Genomic DNA, 14140 nt, shown 5'->3' with positions numbered 1-14140 from the left:
GGAGCGGCTTTGGGCTGGAGCTGCTTTGGGGCGAGTGATCATGGCCCCGTAAGCTGATGGCGAGTCGGGCAGTCAGTGGACCTGCCCGTAAAGCACGACGTTGGGGCCATGATCTTCGAGGCTCGCCCCAAAGTGGCTGCCTAAAGCCGTGGAGCCGACCGCCCCAGCCATAGAGGGTGTCTCCCACCTCATGCCCGCAGCCGCCGGGCGCGGCCAGCCGGGGCGCAGACAGGAGGCAGGCCGCGCCGCAGAGGCGGCGCGCGCCCGCGCCGTGCGCGGGCTCTTGATGAACGTAGGGAAAGTTCTATCCCGATCGCGCTCTTGTGGCATGACGCTCCTGTTGCTGCCATGGCGGCATGGTCATTCATGGACAGGGGGAGCCGTGTACCAACTGGAGGTCGTGCGGTGGAAGAGGTACGGGCATGACCGCCTCTACGCCAACCTTCCAGACGGCACGGCAGCAGGTTGGGCCGACTGCAAGACAGGGGCGATCACGGTCCTACAGGCCGAGTATCGCGATGCCGTGACGGCCATACTGACTCAGCACTTGCCGGGCATCGTCCCGGCACCCGCTTCGAGGAACCCTGACGCCCTGCGGTTGCCGCCCCTGACTCCCGGTGATGATCTCGCTTCGAACGCTCCCGGTGATGCTCTACGAACACAGGTCGCTGCCGCTGGGGTCAATCCCCTTGTGCGCTTGATGCCTGGCTGCTGCGGCGTCCGGTCGACGGTGACTCCTGGCGTAAGGGGCTGACGGGTGAGCGACGGGTTGGAGCTGAACTCGATCGGTTGCGGCGCCACGGGTGGTGGGTGCTGCACTCCATACCGCTGCCGAGGAACGTCGACCTGGACCATCTCCTGATCGGGCCCGGCGGAGTGTTCAGCGTCATCGCCGACCCATCCCGACAAGCCGGTATGGGTCGGCGATGACGCCGTGAAGGTCAACCACGGCACTCCTGAGCCCTACGCGCGCAAGAGTCGGGCTGAGGCTCGACGCGTACAGCGGGTACTCGAACGCTATTGCGGCTTCCCCGTGCCAGTGGAGCCGGTTCTAGTCTTCGTGGGAGTCACCGATCTGAAGGTGGTCGCTACGCAGTTGACCGTGAGGGTGTACCGGGAATGCGAACTTTCAGCGTTAGCTCCCCTCACAGGGGTGCTGACCACAGACCAAATCGAGCGGATCTATAGCGTTGCCCGACACCGCCAGGCATGGCGGGCGGCCTGAGCTGCTAGTGCCGCATCAAGCAACGTTCGCACTGTCGCCGACGACGCGTAGGCGCCGGTCGTCTCCGCGGCGGTTTCGCCACAGCCAGCCAGGTGCGTGCCAACGGAGCTGGACCAACGTCATGCGATCACAGTGGTCAGCCTTGAGGCTCCTGCGGCTTGACCTCGACCTCGCGCAGGCTCTGCTCTTTGAGCTCGGTGCGCGCCTCGGTGCGGTGTCCACGGGCTATGTAGTCGCGCACGACCGCCTCGACGGCGTCCTGAGGCGAGCCGATCCCGGCCAGGACCATCACTTCCACTACCAGTTCGGCATCGAGACTGATGTTGACCTTGGCCACGAGCGGCCCCCCTTCGTCGGTCCGGGACTCTAACAGCCGCACAGCAGCAACTCTTCCCCCTGAGGTTCAATGGCGCAGGACAACAACAGGGCGAACGTTGCTTGATACGGCGCTAGTCACCGAGACTTGATGACCTTCCGGCCGTCGTGGCTCCGTACGTGCGGGCCGTTGTAAAGACTTCGGCCATGCGCTCGCTTACCTGCTCGGGGGTGAGCCAGTCGACCGCGGTTGATTCGCTGGACGTCCGCTCGGAGCCGCCGGACGGCTTACAGCGGAAGACCAGCGCCACGATGTCCCGGGTCGTGTTCTTGTAGACCCCGGTCAGTTCGTCCACCTCGACGTGGATACCCGTCTCCTCCAGGACCTCGCGGGCTACGCCGGTCTCAGGGGTCTCGTTGAGTTCGAGCACTCCGCCCGGGAGCTCCCAAGTGCCGTTGTCGGCGCGGCGGATCGCCAGGAGGCGGCCGTCCTCGCGTACCACTACTCCGGCCACAGATACGGAGTGCAGCGGCGGCGGAGTGGCTTCCTGTGATTGACCCATATACAGGAGCATAGGAGGCAGAGAAGGACTATGGGAACTGCAGTAGGAGGCCAGAGGTCAGTACCTCGGTACGTGCAGATCGCCGAGGAAATCATCCAGCAGATCCGGGCAGGCGTCCTGAAGCCTGGCTAGATGGTGCCGAGCGAGTCGGAACTCGTCGATCGCTACAACGTCTCGGGCGGGACGATCCGTAAGGCCATGGTCGAGGTGCGTGCGAGCGGGCTCGTCGAGACCCGGCACGGCAAGGGCTCGATCGTGAAGGATCGGCCGCCTGTACGGCATCGCTCGTCCGATCGCTTCCGGCGCTCGCTGCGGCAGGGCGGCAAGGCCGCGTACCTCGCCGAGTCCGCGCAGTCCGGCGCCACGGCCAAGGTGAGCGTCCTCTACATCGGCCCTATGGAAGCTCCCGAGGATGTCGCTCGGCGGTTGGGCGTATCCGCCGGCGCTCAGGTGCTCGCCCGGCGGCGTCTCTACTTCCGCAACGGCACCCCGGTCGAGACCGCCTCCTCGTACCTCCCGTGGGACGTCGTGAAGGAGATCCCCGAGCTGTTCGCCGAGAACCCCGGCGGCGGTGGCATCTACGCCCGACTCGAAGACCATGGACACGAGTTCGCGGAGTTCGTCGAGACGCTGCAAGCGCGCCCGGCCTCAAAGGCGGAGTCGTCCGAGCTGGTGCTCAGCCCCGGTGCCCCAGTGGTTCACCTGGTCCTCGAGGCGCGTACGACCGATGGTCTCGTGGTCGAAGTCTGCGACACGCTCATGGCCGCTGACCAGTTCGTTTTCGAGTACCGGATCCCGGCCGCCGATTGACGCGCGCTCAACTTCCCTCGGCCCGTCGCGAGTTCTTCTTCGCGGCGAGTTGACTCATGTATAGGAGTGAGGCGCTCTTCTTCATGTAACTCATATACATAAGTAACGGAGTCCAGCCTCTATAGAGGAGTGATCTGCTGCGCGTCAGATTCCCGTCGACACCTCCGCCGCGACCGTGATGGTCGCCAAGGCTCCGCAGCCGAAGGTCAAGGACCGCCGTACCGGTGAGATCGCCCTCGACAAGGACGGCGTGACCCTGATGACCGTGGAGGTCATGTTCTCCACCCGGACGAGGTCGAGATCCTCAAGCTCACCGTCCCGCAGCCGGGCGTCTCCGAGGACCTGGCCATGGGCACCCCGGTCGCGCTGACGGGTCTGGTCGCCTCGGCGTGGGAGAACGAGTTCAACGGGCAGAAGCGGCACGGCATCGCCTTCCGCGCGGTCGCGGTCACCTCGCTCGCCGCCGCTGCCTCGAAGCCGAAGGCTGCCGGATCATGACCTGGTTCACGGTCGCTCTGGTGCTGGTCGTCGCTGCCGCAGTGATCCTGCGGTGGCGGCGTCCCGCCTGGTACTGGCTGACCTTCGGGGTCACTCTCGCCACGCTGCGGGTTCTGGTCCGCTGCGCCTCGGTCATGGACGCCTGCGGGCTGACCGTCCCGCCTTCCCGCTGGCGTCTGGCCCTGGCCCGGGTAGCCAACCGGGAGGTTCCGCAGTCCCGGCCGCCGCGCATCCTGCGTATCCGCCCGACCCGCACCGGCCTGGTCCTGCGCCTGGGCCTGCGCCCCGGACAGGACGCCTTCGACGTTGCGGCGTCCGCTGACCGGCTTCGCCATTCCTTCGGCCTGTACGGCGTCACCTCGCGTGAGCTGCGCTCGGGTGTGGTCGAGGTGCGGATGACCGGCTACGACATTCTCAGGCGGGTGCAGATGCCCGCCAAGACCGACCAGGCACCCATGCGGGTCCCGGTCGCCCTGCGCGAGGACGGCTCGGTGCACTACCGCGATTACCGGACCGTCCCGCACGGTCTGACCCTCGGCGCCACGGAATCGGGGAAGTCGGTCTACCAGCGCAATCTGGTGGCCGGGCTGGCTCCGCTGGATGTCGCACTGGTGGGCATCGACTGCAAACAGGGAGTGGAACTCTTCCCGCTGGCACGGCGGTTCTCCGCGCTCGCCGACAACCCTGACGCCGCCCTCGACCTGCTGGAGGCGCTCGTCACGCACATGGAGGGCGTCTATCAGCTGATCCGGGCCAACCAGCGGATCACCGTCGACGTGCCGGACGCCGAGATCGCCGCCGATATCTGGGACCTGCCCGCCGATCTACGCCCAGTTCCGGTCGTGGTCCTGGTCGACGAGGTCGCCGAACTCGCCCTGTTCGCCTCGAAGGAGGAGGAGAAGCGGCGGGACCGCATCATCACCGCCCTGGTCCGACTCGCCCAGCTCGGCCGCGCCGCCGGCATCTACCTCGAAATCTGAGGGCAGCGCTTCGGCTCCGAACTCGGCAAAGGCATCACCATGCTCCGCCCCAGCTCACCGGCCGCACCGCCCACCGCGTCAACGACGAATCCTCGGCGAACATGACCTTCGGCGACATCGCACCGGACGCCGTCCTCGCCGCCATCCAGATCCCCACCGACACCCCCGGCATCGCCGTCACAGGCGACGCCTCCGGCGGCTGGGCCCGCATCCGCGCCCCGCACACCTCGCTGCGCGACGCCGTGAACATCTGCAACAAGCACGCTGAGCGCACCCCGGACCTGCCCGCCCTGGCAGCCTTCCGCCCCGCGCTCGCCCCGGCGCCCTCGGCCCCCGTGCCGCTGTCCAAGACAGCCCCCGCCACGGCCTGACACTCCCGCTTCCCCGGGTCGGCGCGACCGCTTCGCGCCACGTCCCTACCCCCTCCATGCCTCCAGACAGGAAGGAGCGCCCCGTGTTCTGCGAGCACTGCGGCGACGTCGACGGCGAAGAGACCGGCATCGACCACGACGAACGTGACTGCCCCTGGTACGACACCGTCAACGGCGCCGTGACCATCGACCCCGACCAGCTGACCATCACCCTCCAGACCACGGCCGACGGCTCCCCGGCCCTGCGCGCCGCGATCAACCTCCTGATCGACCACGGCCTGTGGATCAAGCGCCTGGCGGAGCGGCCCAGCCTGCTCCTGATCGACTACTCCGGGCCCGACCCCGAGCCCTACGGCGTCGACTGGCTCAAGGTCGTCGAAGCCCTGGCCGCCAACGACCTGCCCGCCTCCAGCGGGGAACTGCGCATCCTGGCCCTCGCCGCATCGCTCGCCGACACCGCCGCCCGCATCCCGCTCGGCGCGCCGTCACCGGCCTCGACACCACCAACCTCGCCCTGGTCCTGAAGGCAATCGTCACGGCCAACGGCCGACCCGTGGCGGGGTGAGCGTCATGGCCTCGCGACTGCGCATCGACGCCGTACTGGTCCAGGCGGTCATTGCCGGGGCACTGCCCTTCGCCCACCTGCACGACCTCGCCGCCGCTGCCGGACAGGACGGCTGGAAAGCCTGGGCCTACCCGGTCTCGGTCGACCTGCTCCTGGTCGCCGCCTGGCGACGCCTGCGCACCGACGGCCCGTCCCGACTGGCCTGGTGCTGGTTCGTGATCGCGCTGGTGGCCTCACTCGGCGCCAACGTCGCCACCGCCGGACTCCTCGACCTGGGCAACGTCCCCGCCTGGCTGCGGATTCTCGTAGCGGCCTGGCCCGCACTGGCCTTCATGGGCGGCACCCTCCTCGCCCACTCCGCCGAAGACCAGGTGCCGGATCCGCCGGCACCCGCGCTCCACCTCGACCCCGACCCCGAACCGGTCACCGAAGCAGCGGAGTTGGACGCCTCCGCCTCCCTGCCGCCTGCGGTCGAGGAAACTCCGGCCCTTCCCGCACCTGAGCCCGTCCCGTCTCCGCCCGCGGTTCCCGCTCCGCCGGTCCCGGCCGCGCTCGTCGACCACGCCCGGAAGATCGCCGACGACCACCAGGCCCGGACCGGATCGCCGATCGACAGCGACACCCTGCGCGCCCGCCTCGGCGTCCCGCCCCAGTTGGCCGACGCCATCGCCGCCCAACTCACCTGAGCCGAAAGGACACGACCTTCATGCCTGCCCGCGATCACTTCCACTCCGTCATGCGGATCGGCCCCGTGCAGATCGGCACCCACCGCGACCGCAACGGCCGCACCAAACACGCCGCCGTGTGCACCAACGACCGCTGCGGCTGGTCCGCCGACTACTCCAGCCAGAGCGCCGCCCAGCTTGCCGCCCGCACCCACCGCTGCACCGTCCGCTAGGAGGCCACCGCCATGGACGTCCCCCTCTGGTTCGCCCTCGCCGCCATCGGCTACCTCGGCTGCAAACTCATCCGCCCGCCGCTCTGGCTGGTCCTGGTGCTCCTCCTCGGCGGCTACCTCATCGCGGACAGCCTCCTCGCCCCCGTCATCGACACCGCCGTCAAGTAACCCGCCTGAGAAGGGAGATCCGCTGATGTTCCGCCCGAAGATCCCGACCATGCCCCAGCCGACCGGCCTGATCACCCCGCCCGCCGCCGTCGAACCGACCGCCGTGATCCAGCACCAGCCGACCACCACCCCGGTCGCTCCGGCCCCGGCTACGGCGTCTGCCCGGCCCACTGTTCAGCTCACCCCGGGCGCCGTCGTCGCCCTGATCGGTGGCGGCACGGCCGTGGTCCTCGTGGTCGGCGCCGTTCTGGTCTCCATGCTCCTCGCGGTCGCCATCACCGGCGCCTCGGTCGCCATCTGCGCCCTGGTCATCCGCTCGCTCATCAACACCGAAGCCAAGCGCCACTGACCGGCCCCCGGGCGGCCTCAACCGCCAAGTCTCCGCCGCCCGGGAGCCCTGCCCCATTCCGAACCCGAAGAGCCGGAAGGAACCCCCAGCATGACGCACCGCATCTGCCCCAACTGCGACGGACACGCCTCCGCCGCCATCACCCTCGGCGGCCGCGACCACCACGGCCACCTGCGCACCATCACCGCGCAATGCCCGGCCTGCCACGGCACCGGCACCGCCCGCACCCGCAGCACTCGGGAGGGCGCCCGTGCCTGACCTGCTGCTCGACCCGACCACCCTCGGCGACCTGCTGAGGGTGGCTTCGGCCGCTGACTACGACCGCTGGCACGAACAGATCCGCCGCACCGGCGGCTGCGCCGACCCCATCCACCTCACCGGCTGGACCATCGCCAAAGACAAGACGACCGGCGAGACCCTGCATCACTACTCCACCGAGAACGAGCCGGGCGGACGCCTCCGCCTCGCTTGCGGAAACCGTCGCGCCTCCCGCTGCCCGTCCTGCGCCTGGACCTACGCGGGCGACACCTACCACCTCATCAGGGCGGGCCTAGCCGGAGACGACCGCCGCGACATCCCCGCCACCGTCCGCGACCACCCCCGCGTCTTCGCCACCCTCACCGCCCCCTCCTTCGGCCCGGTCCACAACCGCCCCGACCGAGGCACCTGCCGCTGCGGCACCCACCATGCCGCCGACGATCCCGCCCTCGGCACCGCCCTCGACCCGGCCAGCTACGACTACGCGGGCGCCGTCCTGTTCAACAACCACGCGGGCAACCTGTGGCAGCGCTTCACCAACCGGCTCCGCCGCGAGGTCGCCGCCCGCGCGGGCCTGACACAGCGAGAGCTGAAGGAAGCGGCTCGCCTGTCGTACGGCAAGGTCGCAGAGTTCCAAAAGCGCGGCGCCCTGCACTTCCACGCCGTGATCCGCATCGACGGCCCGGAAGGCCCCGACACTCCACCGCCGTCCTGGGCGACAGTCGACCTCCTCACCGACGCGATCCGCGCCACCGCCGCACACGCCTACACCTCGGTCTCCGTGCCCGCCGCCGACGACCAGCCCGCCCGCACCTTCCGATGGGGCACCCAGCTCGACGTACGCCCCGTGAAGGCCTTCGGCGACGCTCCGACATCACCGAACAAGCCGTGGCCTCCTACGTCGCCAAGTACGCCACCAAGGCGGCCGAGAACACCGGCACCCTCGACCGCCGCATTAGCGAACCCTCCGAACTCGACCGCCACCAGGTCCCCGACCACACCCGCCGCCTCATCGAAGCGTGCAAGCGGCTCGACCCGCTCTATCCCGACCGCCGCCTGTGGGCCTGGGCTCACATGCTCGGCTTCCGCGGCCACTTCTCCTCCAAGTCCCGCCGCTACTCCACCACCCTCGGCGCCCTCCGCCAGACACGCGCCGACTACCGCGCCGCCCAGGAACGCCAAGCCCTCGCCCTGGACGACCGCGAGCCCGACACCGTCCTCGTCCTCGCCAACTGGCAGTAGGCCGGACACGGCCACACCCCCGGCGAATCCGCCCTCGCCGCGACCATCGCGCGAGACCTCCGGCTCAACCGCGAAACCGCCCGCGAGGCCATACGCGAACTGCTCGCCGATGAAAGGGAGTGCTGACTTTGGCCTCAGAGCTGCCGAACCGGTTCCTAACTCCTGAGGACCTGGTCGAGATGTTCGAACTGCCCAGCGTCGAGACGGTCTACCAGTGGCGCCGCAAGCGCACCGGCCCCCGCGGCTTCCGAGTCGGCCGGCACCTTCGCTTCGACCCGAGCGACATACGGGCCTGGGTGGATTCTCAGCTTGGGGAGGCTGCCTGATGGCTGGTCACATCCAAGATCGCTGGTACAAGACCGAGCCCGGTCCGGACGGCAAGCCGGTAAAGGCCAAGACCGACCGCTACGGCAACGGGCTCCGCTACCGGGCCCGGTACGTCGGACCTGACGGCACCGAAAAGAGCAAGTCCTTCCCGGACCGGCAGAAGCGCCGTGCCGAAGAGTGGTTGGCCGAGACGGCTGCCGACATGTCCCGTGGTCAGTACGTCGACCCCAAGGCTGCCCGTACGACCTTCCAGCAGTAAGCGGAACGCTGGCTCGCTGGGCAGACGACCGACCTCAACACACGCATCGGAGCGGAGACCCGTCTTCGGCTGCACGCCTTCCCTCGAATCGGGGCGCGTCCGCTCGGGTCCTTCCGCCCGGTCCACATCCGCGAGTTCGTGCGCGACCTGGAGAACAGCTCGATCGGCGGCACCTACGCCCGCAACATCTACTCCAACGTCCGCGCAGTGCTCTCGGCCGCCGTGGATGACGGCCACCTCGCCCGGAACCCGTGCTCGGCTGCGTCGGTCCGCCCGCCCGCGGCCTCCTCCGCCCGAGTCGTGCCCTGGCTCCCTTCCAAGGTGCGTGCGGTCCGCGATGCTCTGCCCGAGCGCTACCGAGCCATGGTCGACGTGGGCAGCGGCTGCGGCCTCCGACAGGGCGAGATCATCGGCCTGGCCGAAGACACCTCCCAGCTCGACAGCGACACCCTTCGGGTGACCACTCAGGTCAAGCTGATCCGGGGCGTCGCCGTCTTCTCTCCGCCAAAGGGCAACAAGGAACGTGACGTACCCCTACCGTCCTCGGTCGCCTCGGCCCTCCGGCGTCACATGCAGAGTCACCCGCCCGTGGCGATCAAGCTGCCGTGGATGCGACCGGACGGCCCGCTCACCGAACGGCGTCTGATCTTCACCAACGCAGCAGACGGGATCGTCTGGCGCAGCAACTTCAACGTCTACGAGTGGAAGCGCGCCCTTGCCGCCGCCGGCCTTATTCCGACTCCCGAACCCGGCAAGCCGTACGCCTCCGCCCGGCACCACGGGATGCACGCCCTGCGCCACTTCTACGCCTCGGTCCTCCTGGACGCGGGCGAGAGCATCAAGGCCGTGAGCGAATACCTCGGGCACTCCGACCTGATGCCCAGCAGCAGCGAGCGTGCCCGCCGGACCCTGGATGGCGTCTTCGACACGGCCCAGGGACGGCCCACCGGGCATAAGACGGCCCCCTACTGGCGACAAACTCGCTGGTAGGGGGCTTCTTCGTGCCCGGAGCACATCAGTTCTCCGGGTGCAGGCATAACCCTCCCAGTGTCGCAGATCGTTCGGGGTGACCTGCTGCCACGGCCCTGCCCTCCGGTGGGCTATGCGACGGAGTGCTCCAGCCTGTCCTTGAGGTGCTGCTCGTTGCGGGGCAGTTCCTTGCGCATCTGAGGGCGGACGACGAGGGGGACGAGGGCCTTGCCGATGCCCTTGCCGTCGAAGCCGACCTCAAGGGTCACCCGGCAGCGGCGGCCGTCGTCGAGTGGGGTGATCTCGCCGTGCACATGGGGGCGGACGGGGCCGTCGACGCCCTGCATGCCCCAGACACGCGGCGGTTCGAACTCGGTGAGCTCCATGGTCATCGGGATCTCCCGGCGACCGATGTGCCGGGTGATGCGCAGACGGGACCCGACGCCGACCGGGCCGGGGTCGAGGCGCTCCGTCGCGGTCGCGCTCTCCTGCCATTCCGGGACGTGGGAGAACTCGGTGATGTACGCCCAGACATCCTCCGGGCGGCGATCGATGTCGATCGATTCACGGAAGTCGGACATGAAGCCCGCCCCCTTTCAGGGCGATCCCCCCTGCAAGGGCCTCCATGAGAATCGTCCCACCGGGCCCCCTGCGGGTCCACGGCAAGAAGCCCCCGCCCGGAAGGGGCAGGGGCTCACTCACACCGCACGGAAGTCCGTCAGCCCGAGCCCACGAACAGCACCAGCAGCAGCCAGACCACCGGGGCGGTCGGGAGGAGGGAGTCCAGGCGGTCCATGATGCCGCCGTGGCCCGGCAGGAGCGTGCCCATGTCCTTGATGCCGAGGTCCCGCTTGATCATGGACTCGCCGAGGTCGCCCAGTGTGGCGCTGGCGGCGACGGCGAGGCCGAGGAGCAGGCCCTGCCACCAGACGCCGTCGTCGATGACGAAGTGCATCAGCAGCGCGCCCGCGACCATGGCGAAGGCGATCGCGCCGAGCAGGCCCTCGCGGGTCTTGCCGGGGCTGATGCGCGGGGCGAGCTTGTGCGTGCCGAAGCGCCAGCCGACGGCGTACGCGCCCGTGTCGCTGACGATGGTCAGCACCAGGAACAGCAGCACCCGCTGCGGTCCGTCGTCGGCGGTGAGCATGAGCGCGACGAACGTGGCCAGGAACGGCACGTAGAAGGCCGCGAAAACCCCTGCCGTGACGTCCTTGAGGTAGTTCTCCGGCGGTTCCGTCATCCGCCAGACGAGGACGGCGAGCGCGGTGAGCGCCATGGCCACCCAGGCGCCCTCCGGGCCGCGCACGTACCCGGCGACGACCATGGCGGCCCCGCCGACCGCGAGCGGCACGAGGGGCGCCTTGATGCCCTTGCGTTCCTGCAGGCGGGAGGTGAGCTCCCACAGCCCGACGACGACGGCGACCGCTATGACGCCGACGAAGGCCGCCTTGACGATGAACAACGACGCGACGATGACCGCGCCGAGCCCGACGCCGACTCCTATCGCGGCGCCCAGGTCACGGCCCGCGCTCTTCTTCGGCGGGGCGGGCTGAGGGGCGTCGTGCATGGGCTCCGGCTTCTGCGGCGTCTCCCCGGGGGGACGCGCCGACGGCGTCTCGTCGCGGAACAGGGGGCCCGCCTGCCGAGCGGCCCCCCGGTCGTCGTCCTGGTTCCCGCCATGCGGGGGTACGTCGGGCACGATGGGCATGGGCCGAGTGTGCTGGGCCTCAGGCGCATCGTACGGGGGACCCGCCGGGGCATGCCCCTGGACAGGTCCCCGGTCGGTCGGCGCCCAGTACCCGGCTTGTGGCGGCGCCCCCCAGGAAGAGTCGTTCATCAGACCTCGAGGAGCTCCGCTTCCTTGTGCTTGAGCAGCTCGTCCACCTGGGCGACGTACTTCGCGGTGGTGTCGTCAAGCTCCTTCTCCGCACGGCGGCCCTCGTCCTCGCCGACCTCGCCGTCCTTGACGAGCTTGTCGATGGCGTCCTTGGCCTTGCGGCGGACCGAGCGGATGGACACCTTGGAGTCCTCCGCCTTGCCCTTCGCGACCTTGATGTAGTCGCGGCGGCGCTCCTCGGTCAGCTCGGGGAACACCACCCGGATGATGTTGCCGTCGTTGCTCGGGTTGACGCCGAGGTCGGAGTCGCGGATCGCCTGCTCGATGTTGCGCAGGGCGGTCTTGTCGAACGGGGTCACCACGGCCATGCGCGGCTCCGGCACCGAGAACGAGGCGAGCTGGTTGATCGGTGTCAGCGCACCGTAGTAGTCGGCCACGATCTTGTTGAACATCGCCGGGTGCGCACGACCGGTGCGGATCGCGGCGAAGTCGTCCTTGGCGACCACGACGGCCTTCTCCATCTTCTCCTCGGCCTCGAGGAGGGTCTCTTCGATCACCACTTGCTCCTGCGTGTCTTGAGTAGGCCCGGCAGCCGTACTTGGTCTGGTCGGCGGCCGGCTGCGTCGCGTCTTGTTCCTGCACGGTTCCCGACCGGCAGGACATTGTCCATCCCCCGGTCAGGCTCCGTCCCCCGGGCAGGGGAAGGACCCGGTCAGGCCCGGCTTCCCTGATCACCCACGAGAGTGCCGATCTTCTCACCCTTGACGGCCCGCGCGATATTGCCCTCCTTGAGAAGCTCGAACACGAGGATCGGGAGCTTGTTGTCACGGCAGAGCGTGATCGCGGTGGCGTCGGCGACCTTGAGCTCGCGGGTGATGACCTCGCCGTAGCCGAGGGAGTCGAACCTGACCGCGTCCGGGTTGGTCTTGGGGTCGGAGTCGTAGACCCCGTCCACGCCGTTCTTGCCCATGAGCAGCGCCTCGGCGTCGATCTCCAGGGCGCGCTGGGCTGCGGTGGTGTCGGTGGAGAAGTACGGCATGCCCATACCGGCGCCGAAGATGACCACACGACCCTTCTCCAGGTGGCGCACGGCGCGCAGCGGGATGTAGGGCTCGGCGACCTGGCCCATGGTGATGGCGGTCTGGACCCGGCTGTCGATGCCTTCCTTCTCCAGGAAGTCCTGGAGGGCGAGGCAGTTCATGACCGTGCCGAGCATGCCCATGTAGTCGGAGCGGGCCCGGTCCATGCCGCGCTGCTGGAGTTCGGCTCCGCGGAAGAAGTTGCCGCCGCCGATGACGACCGCGATCTCCGCGCCGTCGCGTACGACGGCCGCGATCTCCCGGGCGATGGCGTGCACCACGTCAGGGTCGACGCCGAGGCCACCGCCCCCGGAGAACGCCTCTCCGGACAGCTTCAGCAGAAACCGGCCGCTTACTTTGCCGTCGTCGCTCTTCGCGGGCTTGGTGGTCATGGAGATCTCGCCTCTTTACGTGTCGCACATACGAAGAAGGCCATTGCCGGTGGGGTGGTGTTCGCATCCCATGCGCGGCAATGGCCTCCTCGTCAGATCGCTGTCGTCCGTCACGCGTCACGCGCGCACGTGGCGGCGTACGCGAACGACTGCACTCGACCCTATCGGTGCCGGGTGCCCGTCGGGTAACGGACTCAGATGCCGACCTTGATGCGCGTGAAGCGCTTCAGGGTGACACCGGCCTCGTCCAGGACCTTCTGGACGGACTTCTTGTTGTCGAGCGCGTACGGCTGACCGAGCAGCGTGGCGTCCTTGAAGAAGCCGTTGAGGCGACCCTCGACGATCTTCGGCAGGGCGGCCTCGGGCTTGCCCTCGGCGCGGGTGGTCTCCTCGGCGACGCGGCGCTCGGACTCGACGACCTCGGCCGGGACGTCCTCCTTGGAGAGGTACTTCGGCGCGAAGGCGGCGATGTGCTGGGCGATGCCCTTGGCCACGTCGGCGTCGGCCTTGTCCAGCTCGACCAGGACACCGATCTGCGGGGGCAGGTCGGGCATGGTGCGGTGCATGTAGGAGAAGACGAAACCGTCGGCGTACTGCGCGAAGCGGTCGAGGACGATCTTCTCGCCGAGGTTGGCGTTGGCCTCGTCCACGAACGCCTGGACGGTCTTGCCGGCCTCGATCTCGGAGGCGAGCAGGGCCTCGATGTCGGCCGGGGAGGTCTTGGCGACGTGCTCGGCGATCGCGGAGGCGGCGGCCTGGAACTTCTCACCCTTGGCGACGAAGTCCGTCTCGCACTTCAGCTCGACGAGGACACCGGAGGTGTTGTCGTCGGCGATGAGGGAGACCACGGCGCCGTTCTCGGCGGAGCGGCCCTCGCGCTTGGCCACGCCCTTCTGGCCCTTGATGCGCAGCGCCTCGACGGCCTTGTCGACGCTGCCCTCGGCCTCGTCCAGGGCCTTCTTGCAGTCCATCATGCCGGCGCCGGTGAGCTCGCGGAGCTTCTTGACGTCGGCGGCGGTGTAGTTCGCCATGATC

15 protein-coding genes and 5 pseudogenes are annotated in these 14140 nt (G+C 68.9%); 13 read left to right on the top strand and 7 right to left on the bottom strand.

Annotation, left to right across the window (positions count from 1 at the left end):
- Positions 1 to 789 precede the first annotated feature (789 nt).
- Positions 790 to 930, top strand: coding sequence for a nuclease-related domain-containing protein (locus ACFY9I_RS27330; RefSeq protein ID WP_391006094.1), 141 nt, complete (start codon positions 790 to 792; stop codon positions 928 to 930).
- 431 nt (positions 931 to 1361) lie between these two features.
- Here the strand turns inward: ACFY9I_RS27330 and ACFY9I_RS27325 are convergent, their stop codons facing one another.
- Both ACFY9I_RS27325 and ACFY9I_RS27320 read right to left on the bottom strand, forming a co-directional pair.
- The gene (locus ACFY9I_RS27325; RefSeq protein ID WP_391006091.1) at positions 1362 to 1562 is read right to left on the bottom strand and encodes a type II toxin-antitoxin system VapB family antitoxin; all 201 of its coding nucleotides are present in this window, start codon (positions 1560 to 1562) and stop codon (positions 1362 to 1364) included.
- Between the two features lie 116 nt (positions 1563 to 1678).
- A pseudogene (locus tag ACFY9I_RS27320) lies at positions 1679 to 2115 on the bottom strand (NUDIX hydrolase).
- A 120-nt stretch (positions 2116 to 2235) separates the two neighbouring features.
- Between ACFY9I_RS27320 and ACFY9I_RS27315 the strand changes: the two are divergent.
- The 12 genes and pseudogenes from ACFY9I_RS27315 (at position 2236) to ACFY9I_RS27260 (ending at position 9818) form a co-directional block, all read left to right on the top strand.
- Positions 2236 to 2913 (top strand): UTRA domain-containing protein, encoded by a 678-nt coding sequence (locus tag ACFY9I_RS27315; RefSeq protein ID WP_391006089.1) that lies wholly within the window; start codon positions 2236 to 2238, stop codon positions 2911 to 2913.
- A 178-nt stretch (positions 2914 to 3091) separates the two neighbouring features.
- Positions 3092 to 3411: pseudogene (locus tag ACFY9I_RS27310) on the top strand (hypothetical protein).
- Positions 3408 to 4762 (top strand): annotated as a pseudogene (locus ACFY9I_RS27305) (FtsK/SpoIIIE domain-containing protein). The pseudogenes ACFY9I_RS27310 and ACFY9I_RS27305 overlap by 4 nt, the downstream one beginning before the upstream one ends.
- Before the next feature lie 83 nt (positions 4763 to 4845).
- Positions 4846 to 5286, top strand: coding sequence for a hypothetical protein (locus ACFY9I_RS27300; protein WP_391006087.1), 441 nt, complete (start codon positions 4846 to 4848; stop codon positions 5284 to 5286).
- A 46-nt stretch (positions 5287 to 5332) separates the two neighbouring features.
- A complete protein-coding gene (locus ACFY9I_RS27295; RefSeq protein ID WP_391006084.1) occupies positions 5333 to 6013 on the top strand; it encodes a DUF2637 domain-containing protein in 681 nt (226 codons plus the stop codon).
- 20 nt (positions 6014 to 6033) lie between these two features.
- A complete protein-coding gene (locus tag ACFY9I_RS27290) occupies positions 6034 to 6225 on the top strand; it encodes a mobile element transfer protein (RefSeq protein WP_387530561.1) in 192 nt (63 codons plus the stop codon).
- Positions 6226 to 6237: 12 nt separating this feature from the next.
- Entirely contained in the window at positions 6238 to 6393 is a 156-nt protein-coding gene (locus tag ACFY9I_RS27285; protein WP_391006082.1) for a hypothetical protein, read from the top strand.
- Between the two features lie 25 nt (positions 6394 to 6418).
- Positions 6419 to 6742, top strand: a complete 324-nt coding sequence (locus ACFY9I_RS27280; protein WP_391006079.1) for a SpdD-like protein — start codon at positions 6419 to 6421, stop codon at positions 6740 to 6742.
- A gap of 90 nt (positions 6743 to 6832) precedes the next feature.
- Positions 6833 to 7000 (top strand): hypothetical protein, encoded by a 168-nt coding sequence (locus ACFY9I_RS27275; protein ID WP_391006076.1) that lies wholly within the window; start codon positions 6833 to 6835, stop codon positions 6998 to 7000.
- Positions 6993 to 8368: pseudogene (repSA, locus tag ACFY9I_RS27270) on the top strand (replication initiator protein RepSA). Before ACFY9I_RS27275 ends, repSA begins: the two are co-directional and overlap by 8 nt.
- Before the next feature lie 53 nt (positions 8369 to 8421).
- On the top strand, positions 8422 to 8568 hold the full coding sequence (locus ACFY9I_RS27265; protein ID WP_229823754.1) for an AlpA family transcriptional regulator: 147 nt from the start codon (positions 8422 to 8424) through the stop codon (positions 8566 to 8568).
- A pseudogene (locus ACFY9I_RS27260) lies at positions 8568 to 9818 on the top strand (tyrosine-type recombinase/integrase). Before ACFY9I_RS27265 ends, ACFY9I_RS27260 begins: the two are co-directional and overlap by 1 nt.
- Before the next feature lie 110 nt (positions 9819 to 9928).
- Here the strand turns inward: ACFY9I_RS27260 and ACFY9I_RS27255 are convergent.
- The 5 genes from ACFY9I_RS27255 to tsf all read right to left on the bottom strand — a co-directional run bounded on the left by ACFY9I_RS27255 (position 9929) and on the right by tsf (position 14136).
- Complete coding sequence (locus tag ACFY9I_RS27255; protein WP_391006073.1) at positions 9929 to 10378, bottom strand: SRPBCC family protein; 450 nt, start codon at positions 10376 to 10378, stop codon at positions 9929 to 9931.
- Positions 10379 to 10515: 137 nt separating this feature from the next.
- Positions 10516 to 11634 carry a phosphatidate cytidylyltransferase gene (locus ACFY9I_RS27250; protein ID WP_391006070.1) on the bottom strand — a complete coding sequence of 373 codons (1119 nt, stop codon included), beginning with the start codon at positions 11632 to 11634 and terminating at the stop codon, positions 10516 to 10518.
- Entirely contained in the window at positions 11634 to 12191 is a 558-nt protein-coding gene (gene frr, locus ACFY9I_RS27245) for a ribosome recycling factor (protein ID WP_184899864.1), read from the bottom strand. Before frr ends, ACFY9I_RS27250 begins: the two co-directional genes overlap by 1 nt.
- Before the next feature lie 155 nt (positions 12192 to 12346).
- Entirely contained in the window at positions 12347 to 13105 is a 759-nt protein-coding gene (gene pyrH / locus ACFY9I_RS27240) for a UMP kinase (protein ID WP_391006067.1), read from the bottom strand.
- Between the two features lie 194 nt (positions 13106 to 13299).
- Positions 13300 to 14136: a translation elongation factor Ts gene (gene tsf, locus ACFY9I_RS27235; protein WP_391006064.1), complete on the bottom strand. Its 837-nt coding sequence runs from the start codon at positions 14134 to 14136 to the stop codon at positions 13300 to 13302.
- Positions 14137 to 14140: the final 4 nt, after the last annotated feature.

It is taken from the genome of Streptomyces sp. NPDC012510 (assembly GCF_042955065.1).
Lineage (GTDB): Bacteria > Actinomycetota > Actinomycetes > Streptomycetales > Streptomycetaceae > Streptomyces.
This window is presented reverse-complemented; position numbering and strand designations above follow the sequence as displayed.

Excerpts from the sequence above, each read along its gene's own strand:
- ACFY9I_RS27315 (WP_391006089.1), top strand. The coding sequence starts at position 2,236 with ATGGTGCCGAGCGAGTCGGAACTCGTCGATCGCTACAACGTCTCGGGC.
- tsf (WP_391006064.1), bottom strand. The coding sequence starts at position 14,136 with ATGGCGAACTACACCGCCGCCGACGTCAAGAAGCTCCGCGAGCTCACC.
- ACFY9I_RS27290 (WP_387530561.1), top strand. The coding sequence starts at position 6,034 with ATGCCTGCCCGCGATCACTTCCACTCCGTCATGCGGATCGGCCCCGTG.
- ACFY9I_RS27275 (WP_391006076.1), top strand. The coding sequence starts at position 6,833 with ATGACGCACCGCATCTGCCCCAACTGCGACGGACACGCCTCCGCCGCC.
- ACFY9I_RS27280 (WP_391006079.1), top strand. The coding sequence starts at position 6,419 with ATGTTCCGCCCGAAGATCCCGACCATGCCCCAGCCGACCGGCCTGATC.
- ACFY9I_RS27255 (WP_391006073.1), bottom strand. The coding sequence starts at position 10,378 with ATGTCCGACTTCCGTGAATCGATCGACATCGATCGCCGCCCGGAGGAT.
- pyrH (WP_391006067.1), bottom strand. The coding sequence starts at position 13,105 with ATGACCACCAAGCCCGCGAAGAGCGACGACGGCAAAGTAAGCGGCCGG.
- ACFY9I_RS27285 (WP_391006082.1), top strand. The coding sequence starts at position 6,238 with ATGGACGTCCCCCTCTGGTTCGCCCTCGCCGCCATCGGCTACCTCGGC.
- ACFY9I_RS27295 (WP_391006084.1), top strand. The coding sequence starts at position 5,333 with ATGGCCTCGCGACTGCGCATCGACGCCGTACTGGTCCAGGCGGTCATT.
- ACFY9I_RS27265 (WP_229823754.1), top strand. The coding sequence starts at position 8,422 with ATGTTCGAACTGCCCAGCGTCGAGACGGTCTACCAGTGGCGCCGCAAG.
- ACFY9I_RS27250 (WP_391006070.1), bottom strand. The coding sequence starts at position 11,634 with ATGAACGACTCTTCCTGGGGGGCGCCGCCACAAGCCGGGTACTGGGCG.